This window comes from Pseudomonas sp. NPDC087358 (assembly GCF_044900785.1).
Classification (GTDB): domain Bacteria; phylum Pseudomonadota; class Gammaproteobacteria; order Pseudomonadales; family Pseudomonadaceae; genus Aquipseudomonas.
The window spans coordinates 1-15,808 of record NZ_JBJDOA010000024.1 but is presented as its reverse complement, the minus strand read 5'-3'; the positions used below and the strand labels follow the sequence as shown (position 1 = coordinate 15,808).

Genomic DNA, 15,808 nt, shown 5'->3' with positions numbered 1-15,808 from the left:
CGCGATGCACCTGGCCCGCCGCGCCGTCTGACTCTACTGCCGGTGCCCGGCAGATCGCTGGCAAGCCAAGCTCCCACGGCCTGCGGCCAGAATCAAAAGCAGGCGGCGCAATAGTCCAAAGCTGCTTGAGGAGCTTGTTTGAAACCATAGAATCTCCTACAGAGGACTTTCAACGCTGGCCCCTGCGCGGGCTGACTTGGCCGCCCCGCTGCGCTACCATCCCAGTCCCCAACGAGCTCCGACCAAGGACGACGCGATGAACCGAGTGTTGTACCCAGGCACCTTCGACCCTATCACCAAGGGCCACGGCGACCTGGTCGAGCGCGCCTCGCGGCTGTTCGACCAGGTGGTCATCGCCGTTGCCGCCAGCCCCAAGAAGAACCCGCTGTTCCCGCTGGAGCAACGCGTGGAACTGGCACGTGAAGCCACCAAGCACCTGCCTAACGTCGAGGTCGTGGGTTTCTCCAGCCTGCTGGCGCATTTTGCCCAGGAGCAGAACGCCAACATCCTGCTTCGTGGATTGCGCGCCGTGTCGGATTTCGAGTACGAATTCCAGTTGGCCAACATGAATAAACAGCTCGCTCCGGATGTGGAAAGTCTTTTTCTCACGCCGTCCGAACGCTATTCATTCATTTCATCTACGCTGGTCAGAGAAATCGCAGCATTAGGTGGGGACATCACCAAGTTCGTACACCCGGCAGTCGCCCAGGCGCTCAGCGAAAGGTTCAAACCATAGCTGCTTGTCATGTTCAGGTGCATACCGGGCGCTAATGCGGCACAATTCGCCGCATTAGTTTTGATATGCCCGGCGTCCACCGTGGCAGGAGTATCCATGTCCCTGATCATCACCGACGATTGCATCAATTGCGACGTCTGCGAACCCGAGTGCCCGAACGAAGCGATTTCCCAAGGTGAGGAGATCTACGTGATCAACCCGAACCTGTGCACCGAGTGCGTCGGCCATTACGACGAGCCACAGTGCCAGCAGGTCTGCCCCGTGGATTGCATCCCGCTGGATGACAACCACGTGGAGAGCAAGGACGAACTCATGACCAAATACCAATTGATCACCAGCAAGGCATAACTGAAGGCATATCCTGTCGGCATCCGCGCTTTCGCCGAAGACACTGGCTGTAATGCCCGTTGACCTGAGCGAGATACGCATGACATCGAAGTTGACGCGGATACCTTGCTTGTTTGGCGCACTGAGCTTGCTGTGCGCCCTTTCGGCTCAAGCCAGCCCCGATCACCCTGATCAGGCTGCCATTGCCAGCCCCCACCCGCTCGCCACGGCCGCTGGTCGGGAAATCCTGATCGATGGCGGCAATGCCTTCGATGCCGCCGTTGCCATCAGCGCAACCCTCGCCGTGGTCGAGCCCTATGGTTCCGGACTGGGCGGAGGCGGCTTCTTTCTGCTGCGTCAGACCGGCGAGCCTGTGCAGTATCAGTTTCTCGATGCCCGAGAAAAAGCGCCGCTGCGATCCAAGCCCGACATGTTCTATCGCAACGGCATTGCACAGCCGGACCTGTCACTCAATGGCCCTCTGGCAGCCGCAATCCCCGGCCTGCCCGCCGCGTTGGTTGAGCTGGCCGAACGCTATGGGCGCTTGCCGCTGAGCATCTCCATGGCGCCCGCCATCCGGACGGCTTACCTGGGTTTCAAGGTCGACGAGGTGTACCGGGAGCGCGCCAGCTGGCGGCTGTTCGCGCTGCGTGCCAACAAGGAAAGCGCCCGGCTGTTTCTGCGAAACAATGACGTGCCGGCCCTGGGCGAGGTGATCAGGCAACCTGAACTGGCGCAGACACTGGACCGTCTGGCCGACAGGGGTCGTGCCGGCTTCTATAGCGGCCTGACCGCACAGGCCATGGTCAGCGGGGTTCGGGCCGGGGGCGGGATCTGGAACTACCATGACTTCGAAGAGTACGAGGTCATTACCCGCACCCCGTTACGCTTTCAACTGGCCGACCAGCGTGAACTGATCAGCGCCCCGCCGCCCTCTGCGGGGGGTATCGCCCTGGCGCAGAGCCTGTTCATGCTGCAACAGCTGCCTTGGCGCGAATCGGCAAAGGTCCAGCGCGCGCATTACGTGGTCGAAGTGCTGCGCCGCGCCTATCGTGACCGCACCATGCTCGGCGACCCTGATTTCGTGCCCAATCCGATTGCCCAGGTGCTGGCGCAGGATTATCTGCTGCAGCAGGCGATCAGCATCGATCCGCATCAGGCCACGCCTAACAACGCGCTGCCCCCGGCACCCCGCTGGCGCGAAGGCGACAATACCAGCCACTTCGCCGTACTCGATACCCAAGGCAATGCCGTCGCGGCGACGCTGTCGTTGAATCTTCCGTTTGGCTCGACGTTCACCGTGCCCGGCACAGGCGTGGTCCTCAATGATGAAATGGACGACTTCGCGGTCGACCCCAAAAGCAGTAACACTTATGGGCTGCTCGGCAGCCAGGCCAACGCCATCAAGCCCGGCAAGCGCCCGCTGTCGAGCATGAGCCCCAGCTTCATCGAAAGCCCTCATGCCTTCACGGCCTTTGGCACACCTGGCGGCAGCCGGATCCCCAGCATGGTGCTGTTGTCGATGCTGCAATACCTGGACGATCAGCCGGTCGCCAACTGGGCCTCGGTACCGCGTTACCATCATCAGTACGTACCGGACGTGATGGAATATGAGCCAGGAGCGTTCACTGCCCAGGAGTTGAGCGATCTACAGGAACGGGGCTACAAACCCAAAGAGACCAGGCGCGACTTTGGCAATCAGCAGGTGTTGTTGTGGCGCAAGAACAACGCCAGTGTGGAGGCGGCCAGTGATCCGCGAGGAATCGGGGTCTCAGCGACGTTCCGGCCCGACGCTGCGCTTCATCTAGTGCGCGGATGCGCCGATCACTCCTGTTTACCGTAGCTATTGCCTGTACAGCCCAGGCAACGAACGAATGCAGCCTTGCCCGGGTCGACCACCAGCGCTTTGCCCGTGCGGCCAATTCCGCCGCCAGTGGCGGTAAAAGGAAGCGCAATGACGAACAATCCCGCACCGACAATCGTCGCGGCAATCAGTAGTGGTCGCGCTATCAGCAAGTCACCAATCATCGCGTAGGCCGGCGGGTTCTGGATCTGGTAGACCGGATCGCCACTGCCCGAGGCCTCCACCTGCGCCATGGCCGGCGTCATCTGCAGGCCGAAGAACAAGGCCAGACTGGCAGCAAGAATGCGAAACGGGCTCATGGCGTGATCCTTCAGGCTCAGCAGGAAAAGTGATGCTGCTCACTATAAACGCGGATGGAGGTTAAGCAAGGGGATGTCTGTCTCATTCACGACACACCTTGTGCAGCGTCAAGAGTTGCCAGCCGGGAGCCGGTGGGATCACCCCGCTTGGCAAGCCGTGCGGCTATCAGGGCGGGCAGACCCCAGTTCTATTTCTGACATTTGGGGCAATAAACACTCGCCCTCTGACCCAGCTTGACCTCGCGCAGCGTCGTCCCGCAGACCTTGCAGGGTTGCCCCCCACGGCCGTAGGCGAACAGCTCCTGCTGGAAATAACCGGGCTGGCCGTCACCGCCGATGAAATCGCGCAGTGTGGTGCCACCTCGCTCGATCGCCGCTGCCAGGATGCGTTTGATCTCGATCGCCAGCTTTATATAGCGTGCCTTGGAGACGCTTTTTGCTTCCCGTCGCGGATCGATACCTGCGGCGAACAGTGCCTCGGTCGCGTAGATATTGCCCACGCCCACCACCACCGCGTTGTCCATGATGAACGGCTTGACCGCCATCGAACGCCCACGTGACAGCTCGAACAGGCGCAAGCCGTCGAACAGCTCGGTCAGCGGCTCCGGCCCTAGACGAATCAGCAATTCGTGATGATGCGGATCAAGGCTCCACAGCATTGCGCCGAAGCGCCGGGGGTCGGTGTAACGCAGCGCCATCCCTGATTCAAGTTCGATGTCCACGTGCTCGTGCTTGAGCGCGGGCAGCCCGGCCTCCACCAGACGCAGGTTGCCGGACATGCCCAGATGACTGATCAACGTACCCACTTCAGCCTGGATCAGCAGGTACTTGGCGCGGCGCTCGACCACCACGATCTTCTGCCCGGACAGGCGCACATCGAGGTCTTCGGGGATCGGCCAGCGCAGCCGCCGGTCGCGCACAATCACGCGGCTGACGCGCTGGCCCTCCAGATGAGGCGCGATGCCCCGGCGGGTGGTTTCGACTTCTGGTAATTCAGGCATGAGGCAACTCGATGGCAGGCAAAGCGCAAGCGCGCGGAATCAATGCGCGCTCAGTTCGCGAATACTTTCCTTGAGGTTTTCGAAGTCATAATCAGACAAGCCGACATAATCGAGAACCAGGTGACCGATGCTGTTCCACTCGTGGTCAATGGCCTGGTTGCCCAGCACACGATGAGACGAACAGATGTGTTCGGCCATCTTCAGGATCGCCAGCAGGTTCTTCAACGGGGCATTACGCCCGGACTCTTCCTGAAAGATTGCCAGCGCATTGTGATGATTGGCGATGGCATTGCTGACATGTTCCGGCAAACGCCACGACTTGGCGGTGAAATAGCCGACAACAGCGTGGTTGGTATTGAGAAGGCGGTTTTCCGTGTCTACCACACGGCATTCGGGCCCTGCCTTGGCGTATGCCTCTTCCAGGACACTCATGTACTCGGGAAAGCGCTTGAGCATCAATGGCACGCCGCAGTCATGGAACAGACCCAAGGCGTAGGATTCGTCCACGGTTTGCGAGCCGACGCGCTTGGCCAGGGTCAGACTGGTCATTGCCACATCTTGCGCCGTGTCCCAGAAGCGGTTGAGCACGACAATGGTTTCGTCGCTCATTTCGCCTTTGATCGACTGCGCGTTGATCAGGTTGATCACCGAACGGCTGCCCAGCAGATTGACCGCTCGCTGGATGGACGCGATTTTGTTGGCCAGACCGTAATGCGCCGAGTTGACGATTTTCAGCAGGGCGCCGGAGAGCCCAGGATCTTGCGCGATCAACCGGGCGATCACACCCAGGTCAGGGTCGGGCATGTACTGCTCCATCTGCAAATCAACCATGATTTGCGGCTGGGGCGGAACGCTGATGCCTTGCAACGCCTGCTGGATCTGCTCGGAAGTAAGCTCTTGGGACATAAGTACACACTCAGGGTCAGGTGGGGATTCTAACCCCTACCGCCCATCCTTCTACAACCGTTGGAAACACTCTTTGGATCCGAATGACCGTCAGCCGGTTAATTCTGTGAAGCCCGCCCGCAAATAGAATGACGGCGCTATAATCCCGCTCTTTTTTCCGGAGCGACGTCATGTCCCTGCCTAGCTTGCGCCTCAAGCCCAACGCCGACCGTCGCCTGCGCGCCGGCCACCTGTGGATCTACAGCAACGAAATCGACGTGGCCGCCACCCCGCTCAACGGCTTCGCTGCAGGCACTCAAGCGATCCTCGAAGCAGCGGGCGGCAAGCCGCTGGGCATCGTCGCCATGAGCCCGAACAACCTGATCTGCGCGCGCTTGCTGTCGCGTGACATCAAGCTGCCGCTGGACAAGTCGCTGCTGGTACATCGCCTGAACGTCTGCCTGTCGCTGCGCGAGCGCCTGTTCGACAAGCCGTTCTATCGCCTGGTGTTCGGCGACTCCGACCTGCTGCCAGGTTTGGTGGTCGATCGTTTCGGCGACATTCTGGTGGTGCAGCTGGCGTCTGCCACCATGGAACAGCACAAGGATGATGTCCTGGCGGCGCTGATCCAAGTGATCAAGCCAAGCGGCATCCTGCTCAAGAACGACTCCGCAGCGCGCGACGCCGAAGGCCTGAACCGATACGTCGAAACCGCATTTGGCGTGGTGCCGGAGTGGGTTGCGCTGGAAGAAAACGGCGTGAAGTTCGAAGCGCCGGTCATGGAAGGCCAGAAGACCGGCTGGTTCTACGACCACCGTATGAACCGCGCGCGCCTGGCGCCATACGTCAAAGGCAAGCGCGTCCTGGACCTGTTCAGCTACATCGGCGGCTGGGGCGTGCAGGCCGGTGCTTTCGGCGCCAGCGAAGTATTCTGCGTCGACGCCTCCAGCTTCGCTCTCGATGGCGTGGAACGTAACGCGGCGCTCAACGGCTTTGCCGAGAAGGTCACCTGCATCGAAGGCGACGTGTTCGAAGCCCTGAAAGAGCTCAAGGCCTCCGAAGAACGCTTCGATGTGATCGTCGCCGACCCGCCCGCGTTCATCAAACGCAAGAAAGACCTGAAAAACGGCGAAGGTGCTTACCGCCGCCTGAACGAGCAAGCCATGCGCCTGCTCAGCAAGGACGGCATTCTGGTCAGCGCCTCCTGCTCGATGCACCTGCCCGAGGACGATCTGCAGAACATCCTCCTGACCAGCGCCCGCCACCTGGACCGCAACATCCAGCTGCTGGAACGCGGCGGCCAGGGCCCGGACCATCCGGTGCACCCGGCAATCCCGGAGACGCGCTATATCAAGAGCATCACCTGCCGGCTTTTGCCTAACAGCTGATTGGTGCGGTAGCACAGCTGCGCAACTCGCGAGCAAGCTCACTCCTACAGGTCAAGCACAGCCCCCTGTAGGAGTGAGCTTGCTCGCGATCCATCCCACCGTAGCCTAGGTGGGAGTGGGCTCGCGATCGCGATCGGTCTTACAACCACACCGCATCCCACAATGAATAATCGCCCAACTTACTGACTAACCCGGCCCGCAAAGGATTTGCCACAACATATCTGGCCATCTTCAAAAGATCCTCCTCCTTTCGCAACGCCCGATCATGAAAACCTCTTTGCCAAAGCTGCCTATGCTGGCCTCTTGCCTGATTAACCGCCCGAGCATTTTGTGACTTCACCCGCTGCATGAGCGGCGTCAACTCACATTGCTTCAGCTCCAGTAACCAGTGGACGTGATCCGGCATAACTACCCAAGCGAGTGAATCTGCGGCGCCCGACTGCTGGGCCGACCGGAGCTCATTCACCATCAACCGGCCGAGTCTCCAGTCGGCAAACACCGGTTCTCGTCCATGGGTGACTGAGGTAATGAGATAAATTCGCCCGGATTGGGAAAATCGTCCGTTGCGTAAACATTTGCCACGCGCAAAAGCCTGCATTCCGTTGCTCCTTTCAGTAATACCAAACCGAGACTAGGGCAGCTACCGAACGCCTGCGCAGATTAGGAATTCCGGATATGTCCATACGATCGTGATCGCGAGCAAGCTCACTCCTACAGGTCAAGCGCAGCCCGTGTAGGAGTGAGCTTGCTCGCGATCCATCCCACCGCAGCCCCGTAGGAGTGAGCTTGCTCGCGATCCATCCCACCGCAGCCCGTAGGAGTGAGCTTGCTCGCGATCCATCCCACCGCAGCCCCGTAGGAGTGAGCTCGCTCGCGATCCATCCCCCGCATGCGCCGCAGACGCAACCGTGCCCACGACCCCCCGATTCCCAGCCAGAAACCGACCGCTCAGGCGCAAGACCCCACCCTCAACGCTTCCCACCATTCCCTCCCGCCGCCACAGGTGTAGAATCAGCGCTATTCATCGCCAGTCATCCCCCGGCGGGTTTATGAGCTCAGGCTGAGCGCACGGTGATCCCGTGGCGTTCGGTTTCTTCGCTGCATCGGTCACTGCCTTTTGCAAGCGACGTCACTAGAAGCTCACTCCCTTCCCTGTAAGCCGATTAGCCGGAGTGCTCCAATGCCTGATTACCGCTCGAAAACATCGACCCACGGCCGCAATATGGCCGGCGCGCGCGCCCTGTGGCGTGCCACGGGTATGAAAGACGAAGACTTCAAGAAGCCGATCATTGCGATCGCCAACTCGTTCACCCAGTTCGTACCGGGCCACGTGCACCTCAAGGATCTGGGGCAACTGGTCGCCCGTGAGATCGAACGTGCCGGCGGCGTCGCCAAGGAATTCAACACCATCGCCGTGGACGACGGCATCGCCATGGGCCATGACGGCATGCTGTATTCCCTGCCGAGCCGCGAGATCATTGCCGACTCCGTGGAGTACATGGTCAACGCCCACTGCGCCGACGCCATTGTCTGCATCTCCAACTGCGACAAGATCACCCCTGGCATGCTGATGGCTGCACTGCGCCTGAACATCCCGGTGATTTTCGTCTCCGGTGGCCCGATGGAAGCCGGCAAGACCAAGCTCGCCAGCCACGGCCTGGACCTGGTCGATGCGATGGTCATCGCTGCCGACTCCAGCGCCTCCGACGAGAAAGTCGCCGAGTACGAGCGCAGCGCCTGCCCGACGTGCGGTTCGTGCTCCGGCATGTTCACCGCAAACTCGATGAACTGCCTGACCGAAGCCTTGGGCCTTGCCCTGCCTGGCAACGGTTCGACTCTGGCCACGCACTCCGACCGCGAACAGCTGTTCCTGCAGGCGGGCCGCACCATCGTCGAGCTGTGCAAAACCTACTACCGCGACAACGACGACTCGGTTCTGCCGCGTAACATCGCCAACTTCAAAGCCTTTGAAAACGCGATGACCCTGGACATCGCCATGGGCGGCTCGACCAACACCATCCTGCATTTGCTGGCCGCGGCGCAGGAAGCCGAAATCCCGTTCGACCTGCGCGACATCGACCGTTTGTCGCGCAAGGTGCCGCAACTGTGCAAGGTTGCACCGAACATCCAGAAGTACCACATGGAAGACGTGCATCGCGCCGGCGGCATCTTCAGCATTCTCGGCTCGCTCGCCCGTGGCGGTCTGCTGCACACCGACCTGCCGACCGTGCACACCCCGTCGATGGAAGAAGCCATCGCCAAGTGGGACATTACCCAGACTGACGACGAAGCGGTGCACACCTTCTTCAGGGCAGGCCCGGCCGGTATCCCCACGCAAACCGCGTTCAGCCAGTCGACCCGCTGGGAAACCCTGGATGACGACCGCGAAAACGGCTGCATCCGCAGCGTCGAGCACGCTTACTCGCAAGAAGGCGGTCTGGCGGTGCTCTACGGCAACATCGCGCTGGACGGCTGCGTGGTTAAAACCGCGGGCGTGGACGAGTCGATCCACGTGTTCGAAGGCAACGCGAAGATTTTCGAAAGCCAGGACAGCGCCGTGCGCGGCATCCTTGCTGACGAAGTGAAGGCCGGCGACATCGTGATCATCCGTTACGAAGGCCCTAAAGGCGGCCCGGGCATGCAGGAAATGCTATACCCGACCTCTTACCTGAAATCCAAAGGCCTGGGCAAGGCGTGTGCGTTGCTGACTGACGGGCGCTTCTCGGGCGGTACTTCAGGGCTGTCCATCGGCCACGCTTCGCCTGAAGCCGCTGCTGGCGGCGCGATCGGTCTGGTCCGTGACGGCGACAAAGTGCTGATCGACATTCCCAATCGTGGCATCAACCTGTTGATCTCCGATGAGGAAATGGCCGCCCGCCGTGCCGAGCAGGACCAGAAAGGCTGGAAACCGGTCGAGTCTCGTCCTCGCAAGGTCACGACTGCACTGAAGGCTTACGCGCTGCTCGCCACCAGCGCCGACAAAGGTGCCGTGCGTGACAAGGCGATGCTGGACAAGCTGATGCCATAACGGCGCCACAGCGGCAAACAAAAAACCCGGCAGCGATGCCGGGTTTTTTTGTGAGGGCTGAAAGGGCACACAAGAGTCCTGAGCCGGAGCAGTCGTGACCTGCGTCGTGCTTACTGAATCTCCTCGGGCTTGACGATCACCCAGTTCTTGTCCGCCGTGACTGGCAAACCTTCCTTGGCCTGGGCCTCGGCGTTGGTTTTCATCATGCCGCTGAGCTGGGTCATGTATTTGTCCTTGCGGTTGATCCACAGGTGGATACCGCCCTTGCCGACGTCAACGCTATGGAACAGCATGTAGCCATCGCTGGTGGGTGTGTCGCCTGCGACCAGTACCGGCTTCTTCCACTGATCGATATAGGTCAGGATCGCCGCCTGCTTGCCCGCCATCCAGGTCGCAGGGGTCCACAGATACGGGGTCAACTCAAGGCCGAGGTTGGCCTTCTCGTCATACTTGCCCGCCGTGATCTGCTTGCGCGCGGTGGTCAGCTCGCCGGTGGCGCGATTCTTCAGCAGCGTGGTCACGCCGATGACGTTCTGCGGTTTGACGTTGTAACCGTACTTGGGATCGGAGGCGACCATGCGTACCAGCTCTTCGGAGGCAGCGGTCATCACATAGACCTCAATGCCGTTTTCCATCAGCTTGTTGTAAAGCTCGGCTTGCCCGGTGAAGACCTTGGGCGGCGGCACGTCGATGGTCTTGACCGCATCGCCGTCGTAATAGGTGCTTGGCACCGGTTTGCCGGAAGCCATCAGCTCGTCGACATACCCCTTGAGCTCCTTGAGGGTGAAGCCGGAAAACACCTGCGCCACCCACGGGTAGCAGACCATATCGTCCACTTCGCACAGGCGGTAGTAATAGCTGAACAGGCTTTCCTTGTGGTCGGCGGTGTCCTTGAACGGGATCAGCTTGAGGGAGGGGTCGAGCTTCTCACGGGTGATCAGCCCTTTGTTCTCCATGAACGGCAACAGCGACTCTTCCAGGTCGTAGCGATAGCTGGTGTTGTCCATGTCGAAGACCGCGAAGTTACCCTTGTTGGCATTCGCCGCGATCATGGCATTGAGTTGCCTGGCTGCAGGCTCGGGCCAATGCGTGAGCTCCGTGGAAAACGCCTGGCCGGCAAGGCCCAGACAGAGCGCAGCGGCCAACAGTTTAGGTGCGAGCTTCATAACGGTGTCCTCCCCTTTATCAGTTCGAGGATGGACCCTAACAAAAAGCCATTACTGTTTTAATGCGTCAGCGACCGTGCGCGTTCTGATGGCGTCACGTTGATAACCATTCGCGACAGATGTCATAAAAACGACACCGCCGTCACATAGAAGCATCGCGAGCAAGCTCACTCCTACAAGGAATCGCGGTTGCCTGTAGGAGTGAGCTTGCTCGCGATGAGATTGTCAGCGACGCTCCCAGACCTCGAAGTTGTACGCTGGCTTGTCATCAAGCGCCGGGTTCTCGGTGTTGCCAACTCGTTTCCACTCGGTCGGATCAAACTCTGGGAACCATGCGTCACCTTCAGGACTCAACGCCACGCGGGTCAGGTACAAACGGTCGGCCTGGGCCAGACCTTGCGCATAAAGCTGCGCGCCGCCGATCAGCATCACTTCGCTGACGCCCTGCTCCGCCGCCCACGCTTCAGCGCGCTGCACAGCCGCCTCGAGCGAGGTGAACACCTCGGCGCCTTCAAGCTGAAGGTTGGCCTGGCGGCTCACGACGAGGTTCAAGCGACCTGGCAGCGGACGACCCAGCGAATCCCAGGTCTTGCGCCCCATGATGATCGGTTTGCCCAGGGTGGTGGCCTTGAAATATTTGAAGTCCCCCGGCAAGTGCCAGGGCATGGAATTGTCGACACCGATGACCCGGTTTTCAGCCAGGGCGGCGATCAGGCTGAGGGGGAGATGTTTTTTCATGGCGGCGAGGATATCAGAGGTGCTGGGTTGATTCGTAGACAGCCACAACGGTTATGCTCACCCCTGACCCTACCGACGAGACGCCGTGTGACTGCACTGACCCCCCTCGATGAATTATGGCTGACCGAAGCGGTGCGTCTGCGCGAGCAACATGCAGGCCCCCTTGAGGACGATGAGGCCAACCGCCGCGCCCGCGCCAAAGCGGGCGACCTGCTCACCCGGATAAAGAATCGTGCCCTTTGGCTGGCCGAGCGGGATGGCATGCTCGCGGCCTTGCAGCACTGGAAGCAGGGAGCACGGCTTGCGTTGATGCTGCTGGCGGTTGTCGCTGTCATCAGCGGCGCCGGCCTGGCATTCGCGGCATTGGGTGACGGGCAGACACCGGTCAACGTGTTCTGGGCGCTGGGCAGTCTGCTGGGCCTGAACCTGATCTTGCTCATCAGCTGGACGCTGGGCCTGCTGTTCGCCGGTGAAAGCGCCGCCAGCCTGGGCCGCCTGTGGTTATGGCTGAGCGAGAAACTGGCCAGCGACGCCCAGGCAGCGCAATTGCCCCCGGCACTGCTTCTGCTGTTGCAACGCAAGCGCCTGAACCGCTGGGTTCTCGGCACTTGCGTCAACGGGTTGTGGTTGCTGGCCCTGCTCAGCGCGCTGACGCTACTGCTGTTGCTCATGGCCACCCGGCGTTACGGCTTTGTCTGGGAGACGACGATTCTGGGCAGCGACACCTTTGTCAGCCTGACCAAAGGCCTAGGTACGCTGCCGTCACTGCTGGGCTTCAGCATCCCGAGCGAAGACATGATCCGCGCCAGTGGCGACCGCGCTCTGGTGATCGAAAACGCCCGACAGGCCTGGGCGGCCTGGCTGGTAGGGGTGCTGGTGGTGTATGGCATCGTGCCGCGCTTACTGCTGACACTGCTGTGTTATGGCCGTTGGCGTGCCGGGCGCAGGCTTCTCGCGCTGGACTTGAGCGAGCCCGAATTCGTCGAACTGCGCGAGCGCCTGATGCCCAGCAGTGAGCGCATGGGCGTCAACGATGCCGCGCCCGCCGAACTGCCACAGCTGCAGTCCGGCCAGACCGCCGACCACAGCCAGGGCGCGCTGTTGGTCGCCATCGAGCTGGACGGCCAACATCCATGGCCGCCGAGACTGCCCGAACACGTGGCGAACGCCGGGGTTCTCGACAGCCGCGAATCGCGCCGAAACCTGCTCGACCAACTGACCCGCTATCCACCTGCCCGATTGCTCATCGCCTGCGATCCACGGCGTTCTCCAGACCGCGGCAGTCTTGCCTTGATCGCCGAGCTGGGCCGATGTGCCGGCGCTACCCGCGTCTGGCTGCTGCCCTCACCGACAGGCCAGGCACTGGATGCCGATCGGCTTGGCGACTGGCACCTCGCACTGGAGCAGCTGCAACTGAGCTGGGCTGACACCGCGCCGCTGGCATGGCTGGAGAACGGACATGACTGAGAAGACCGCGAATCGCCCGCTGAAACTCGCCGTGGTCGGTCACACCAACGTCGGCAAGACTTCGCTGCTGCGCACGCTGACCCGTGATGTGGGTTTCGGCGACGTCTCTCACCGTCCAAGCACCACCCGACATGTCGAAGGCGCGCGGCTGTCGGTGGATGGCGAGGCGCTACTGGAGTTGTATGACACGCCCGGCCTGGAAGACGCCATCGCACTGCTCGACTTTCTGGAGCGACTTGATCGCCCGGGCGAACGCCTGGACGGCCCCGCTCGGCTGACGCGCTTTCTTGACGGCAGCGAGGCCCGGCAGCGTTTTGAACAGGAAGCCAAGGTTCTGCGTCAGTTACTCGCCTGCGACGCCGGGCTGTACGTGATCGATGCTCGCGAACCGGTACTGGCCAAGTACCGCGATGAACTTGCGGTGCTCGCCAGCTGTGGCAAACCCCTGCTGCCGGTGCTGAACTTTGTCAGCAGTGCCCGGCACCGCGAACCGGACTGGCGTGAAGCCCTGGCCCGCTTGGGTCTGCATGCGGTGGTGCGCTTTGACAGTGTTGCGCCGCCGCAAGACGGTGAGCGGCGACTGTACCAAAGCCTGGCGTTATTGCTGGAAAACTCCCGCGGGCAACTTGAGCGGCTGATCGTCGATCAACAGGCGCAGCGTGAAGTACGTCGACACAGCGCAGCTCGCTTGATCGCTGAACTGTTGCTCGATTGCGCCGCCTGCCGACGCAGCGTGGCCACCGAGCCCGAGCAGGTGAATGCAGCGATCGACGATCTGCGCAAAGCCGTGCGCCAGCGCGAGCAACGCTGCGTCGAGGCTCTGCTCAAGTTGTACGCGTTCCGTCGTGAAGACGCCTCGGCCAGCGACCTACCGCTGCTGGATGGTCGCTGGGGTGATGACCTGTTCAATCCAGAGACGTTGAAGCTGCTGGGTGTACGCGTTGGCAGCGGCATTGCGGCGGGCGCCGCAGCAGGCGCCGGGGTGGACCTGCTGGTCGGCGGTATTACGCTGGGCGCGGCAGCACTGGTCGGCGCCATCGCAGGCGGCGCTCTGCAAACCGCACGAAGCTATGGCGCACGGCTGGTGGGCAAGCTCAAGGGCCAGCGCGAGCTGACCGTCGACGATGCGGTGCTACGCCTGCTGGCATTGCGTCAGCGGCAACTGTTGGTGGCACTGGAGGCCCGCGGGCATGCGGCGATGGACAGCATCAGCCTTGACGCGCTTCAGGAGAAGACCTGGCGCGAAGGCAAGCTTCCTGGCGCACTGCACAAAGCGCGAGCGCATCCGCAGTGGTCATCGCTGAACCCTCAGGCACGGCTCAATCAGGCAGAGCGGCACGAGCAGGTGGAGGCGCTGGCTAAAACGGTGCTCGCCTGACGACGCACGATGATCGATGGCAGCGGCCAATAGCACGCCGACAGTCGCGCCGTTCATTTTGCGATAGGGGAAATGCGCGCGGCCCGGTATGATCGCGCGCCCGATACACCCGGAACCGTGCCCTGATGAAACCCACCTTGATCGCCGCCGCAGAACTCGACCGTCTCGAGACCTGGCAGAAATACTCCAGCCACATGTGCGGAGGCTGCGTCTCCAGCTGCTGCACACTGCCTGTGGAAGCGAAGATCAAGGACCTGATCCGTATCGGCATCGTCGACGAGTTCGAGCAGGGTGACAATCCGAAGAACATCGCCAAGCGCCTGCAGAAAGAAGGCATCATCGAGCGTTTCAACCAGAAGTCCGGCATCTTCACCTTGCAGCGCATGAGCAACAATGACTGCCTGTATCTGGATCGCAAGAGCCGGTTGTGCACGATCTACGACAAACGCCCGGACACCTGCCGCAATCACCCGAAAATCGGCCCGCGCCCAGGCTACTGCGCGTACAAGCCCAAGGAAGTGGTGCGCGATACCCGCGTCCGAGTCTTGGAAAAGTTCTGATTCGGTCGCTCTACCCCGCCGATTACCCGCAGACGCCTGTGGCATTTCCGACATACGCGCCCCACACCACTCGGCGCGCATGTAACGCATTCTTATGAATAGCTGAGATTCGTCTGACAGAAAAGCCCGGCCACTGTCACTAGCATGGAGCATCTTTCCCCTAGAGAAGATGCTCATGCGTTATTTGAAAGTGGCGGCACAGGACCGCAGCGGCAATGGCAGAGCCGACACCGTCCTGCTGCAGTTTCGGGACGACTCCACCCAGCTGGTCTTCAAGGCTTTCGCTGTCGACCTCACCGCTGACGGCAGCATCGAATTCAGCTATGCCGGCGATATCAACTGCAATGGTGGAGAGAACCTCCAGGACCAGAAGCAACTGAATGTCTTCGCCGAAGCCTTCCTCAAACTCAACTGGTTCAATATCGGTGACAGCGTGGTGCGCTACGTGAAGCTCGAGGCCCGGGACTACCACGGCGATGGCTCGCCGAATATCGTCAACCTGCACTTCATCGAAGACGATGGCCTGCCCTGCACGCCCATCAAGATGAGGACCGCCTCGGCTTATGACGGCACCAACGACGGCAACTTGGACTCGTTCACCAACAGTGACATCAACGGCGACGGCATCGCCAATACCGCGGACAAACTGCTGATGCGCGAGCTGTCGGAAGCCTTCCTGGCGTTTCGCTGGTTTCAACGCTGATCTGGGTACGGCACCTTCAGTATCCTGATCCCGCACAAACAAAAACGCCCCCGGCCTTTCGACCGGGGGCGTTTTTTTCAGCTAGAACCTAGACTCAGTTCTTGGCCTTTTTGGCAGCGCGGGTACGCTCGCCTTCGTCCAGAACCTTCTTGCGAAGACGGATGGACTTAGGAGTGACTTCGCACAGCTCGTCGTCCTGGATGAATTCCAGAGCCTGTTCCAGGGTGAAGCGAACAGGTGGTACCAGAGCGATGGTTTCGTCTTTAGC

At 61.1% G+C, this 15,808-nt stretch carries 16 protein-coding genes; 9 read left to right on the top strand and 7 right to left on the bottom strand.

The window, feature by feature from the left end; genetic code table 11:
• Positions 1-256: 256 nt before the first annotated feature.
• The 3 genes from coaD to ggt all read left to right on the top strand — a co-directional run bounded on the left by coaD (position 257) and on the right by ggt (position 2,906).
• Positions 257-736, top strand: coding sequence for a pantetheine-phosphate adenylyltransferase (coaD, locus tag ACI2KS_RS29385; RefSeq protein ID WP_404624533.1), 480 nt, complete (start codon positions 257-259; stop codon positions 734-736).
• A gap of 96 nt (positions 737-832) precedes the next feature.
• On the top strand, positions 833-1,084 hold the full coding sequence (locus tag ACI2KS_RS29380; RefSeq protein WP_404624532.1) for a YfhL family 4Fe-4S dicluster ferredoxin: 252 nt from the start codon (positions 833-835) through the stop codon (positions 1,082-1,084).
• 79 nt (positions 1,085-1,163) lie between these two features.
• Complete coding sequence (ggt, locus tag ACI2KS_RS29375; RefSeq protein ID WP_404624531.1) at positions 1,164-2,906, top strand: gamma-glutamyltransferase; 1,743 nt, start codon at positions 1,164-1,166, stop codon at positions 2,904-2,906.
• Here ggt and ACI2KS_RS29370 read toward each other — a convergent pair.
• The 3 genes from ACI2KS_RS29370 to ACI2KS_RS29360 all read right to left on the bottom strand — a co-directional run bounded on the left by ACI2KS_RS29370 (position 2,888) and on the right by ACI2KS_RS29360 (position 5,133).
• Positions 2,888-3,226 carry a multidrug transporter gene (locus tag ACI2KS_RS29370; RefSeq protein WP_404624530.1) on the bottom strand — a complete coding sequence of 113 codons (339 nt, stop codon included), beginning with the start codon at positions 3,224-3,226 and terminating at the stop codon, positions 2,888-2,890. The genes ggt and ACI2KS_RS29370 overlap by 19 nt on opposite strands.
• A 188-nt stretch (positions 3,227-3,414) precedes the next feature.
• Positions 3,415-4,227 carry a bifunctional DNA-formamidopyrimidine glycosylase/DNA-(apurinic or apyrimidinic site) lyase gene (gene mutM / locus ACI2KS_RS29365; protein WP_404624529.1) on the bottom strand — a complete coding sequence of 271 codons (813 nt, stop codon included), beginning with the start codon at positions 4,225-4,227 and terminating at the stop codon, positions 3,415-3,417.
• Between the two features lie 39 nt (positions 4,228-4,266).
• Positions 4,267-5,133 (bottom strand): HDOD domain-containing protein, encoded by an 867-nt coding sequence (locus tag ACI2KS_RS29360; RefSeq protein ID WP_404624528.1) that lies wholly within the window; start codon positions 5,131-5,133, stop codon positions 4,267-4,269.
• 170 nt (positions 5,134-5,303) lie between these two features.
• On the opposite strand from ACI2KS_RS29360, the gene ACI2KS_RS29355 reads away from it, so the two are divergent.
• A complete protein-coding gene (locus ACI2KS_RS29355) occupies positions 5,304-6,500 on the top strand; it encodes a class I SAM-dependent rRNA methyltransferase (protein WP_404624527.1) in 1,197 nt (398 codons plus the stop codon).
• A 139-nt stretch (positions 6,501-6,639) separates the two neighbouring features.
• On the opposite strand, the gene ACI2KS_RS29350 is transcribed toward ACI2KS_RS29355, so the two are convergent.
• On the bottom strand, positions 6,640-7,098 hold the full coding sequence (locus ACI2KS_RS29350) for an REP-associated tyrosine transposase (RefSeq protein WP_404624526.1): 459 nt from the start codon (positions 7,096-7,098) through the stop codon (positions 6,640-6,642).
• Positions 7,099-7,680: 582 nt separating this feature from the next.
• On the opposite strand from ACI2KS_RS29350, the gene ilvD reads away from it, so the two are divergent.
• The gene (gene ilvD, locus ACI2KS_RS29345) at positions 7,681-9,528 is read left to right on the top strand and encodes a dihydroxy-acid dehydratase (RefSeq protein WP_404624525.1); all 1,848 of its coding nucleotides are present in this window, start codon (positions 7,681-7,683) and stop codon (positions 9,526-9,528) included.
• A 110-nt stretch (positions 9,529-9,638) separates the two neighbouring features.
• On the opposite strand, the gene ACI2KS_RS29340 is transcribed toward ilvD, so the two are convergent.
• The gene (locus ACI2KS_RS29340; protein WP_404624524.1) at positions 9,639-10,694 is read right to left on the bottom strand and encodes a haloacid dehalogenase-like hydrolase; all 1,056 of its coding nucleotides are present in this window, start codon (positions 10,692-10,694) and stop codon (positions 9,639-9,641) included.
• A gap of 225 nt (positions 10,695-10,919) precedes the next feature.
• Positions 10,920-11,432, bottom strand: a complete 513-nt coding sequence (locus ACI2KS_RS29335; RefSeq protein ID WP_404624523.1) for a dihydrofolate reductase — start codon at positions 11,430-11,432, stop codon at positions 10,920-10,922.
• An 87-nt stretch (positions 11,433-11,519) separates the two neighbouring features.
• On the opposite strand from ACI2KS_RS29335, the gene ACI2KS_RS29330 reads away from it, so the two are divergent.
• From ACI2KS_RS29330 to ACI2KS_RS29315, 4 genes are all read left to right on the top strand, one after another.
• Positions 11,520-12,899, top strand: a complete 1,380-nt coding sequence (locus tag ACI2KS_RS29330; protein ID WP_404624522.1) for a DUF2868 domain-containing protein — start codon at positions 11,520-11,522, stop codon at positions 12,897-12,899.
• Positions 12,892-14,277 (top strand): DUF3482 domain-containing protein, encoded by a 1,386-nt coding sequence (locus ACI2KS_RS29325; protein ID WP_404624521.1) that lies wholly within the window; start codon positions 12,892-12,894, stop codon positions 14,275-14,277. The genes ACI2KS_RS29330 and ACI2KS_RS29325 overlap by 8 nt, the downstream gene beginning before the upstream one ends.
• 125 nt (positions 14,278-14,402) lie before the next feature.
• On the top strand, positions 14,403-14,837 hold the full coding sequence (locus tag ACI2KS_RS29320; RefSeq protein WP_404624520.1) for a YkgJ family cysteine cluster protein: 435 nt from the start codon (positions 14,403-14,405) through the stop codon (positions 14,835-14,837).
• A 175-nt stretch (positions 14,838-15,012) separates the two neighbouring features.
• Positions 15,013-15,540 carry a hypothetical protein gene (locus ACI2KS_RS29315; RefSeq protein WP_404624519.1) on the top strand — a complete coding sequence of 176 codons (528 nt, stop codon included), beginning with the start codon at positions 15,013-15,015 and terminating at the stop codon, positions 15,538-15,540.
• 94 nt (positions 15,541-15,634) lie between these two features.
• On the opposite strand, the gene ACI2KS_RS29310 is transcribed toward ACI2KS_RS29315, so the two are convergent.
• A partial coding sequence (locus ACI2KS_RS29310; RefSeq protein ID WP_404624534.1) for a hypothetical protein occupies positions 15,635-15,808 on the bottom strand: 174 nt, incomplete at its 5' end.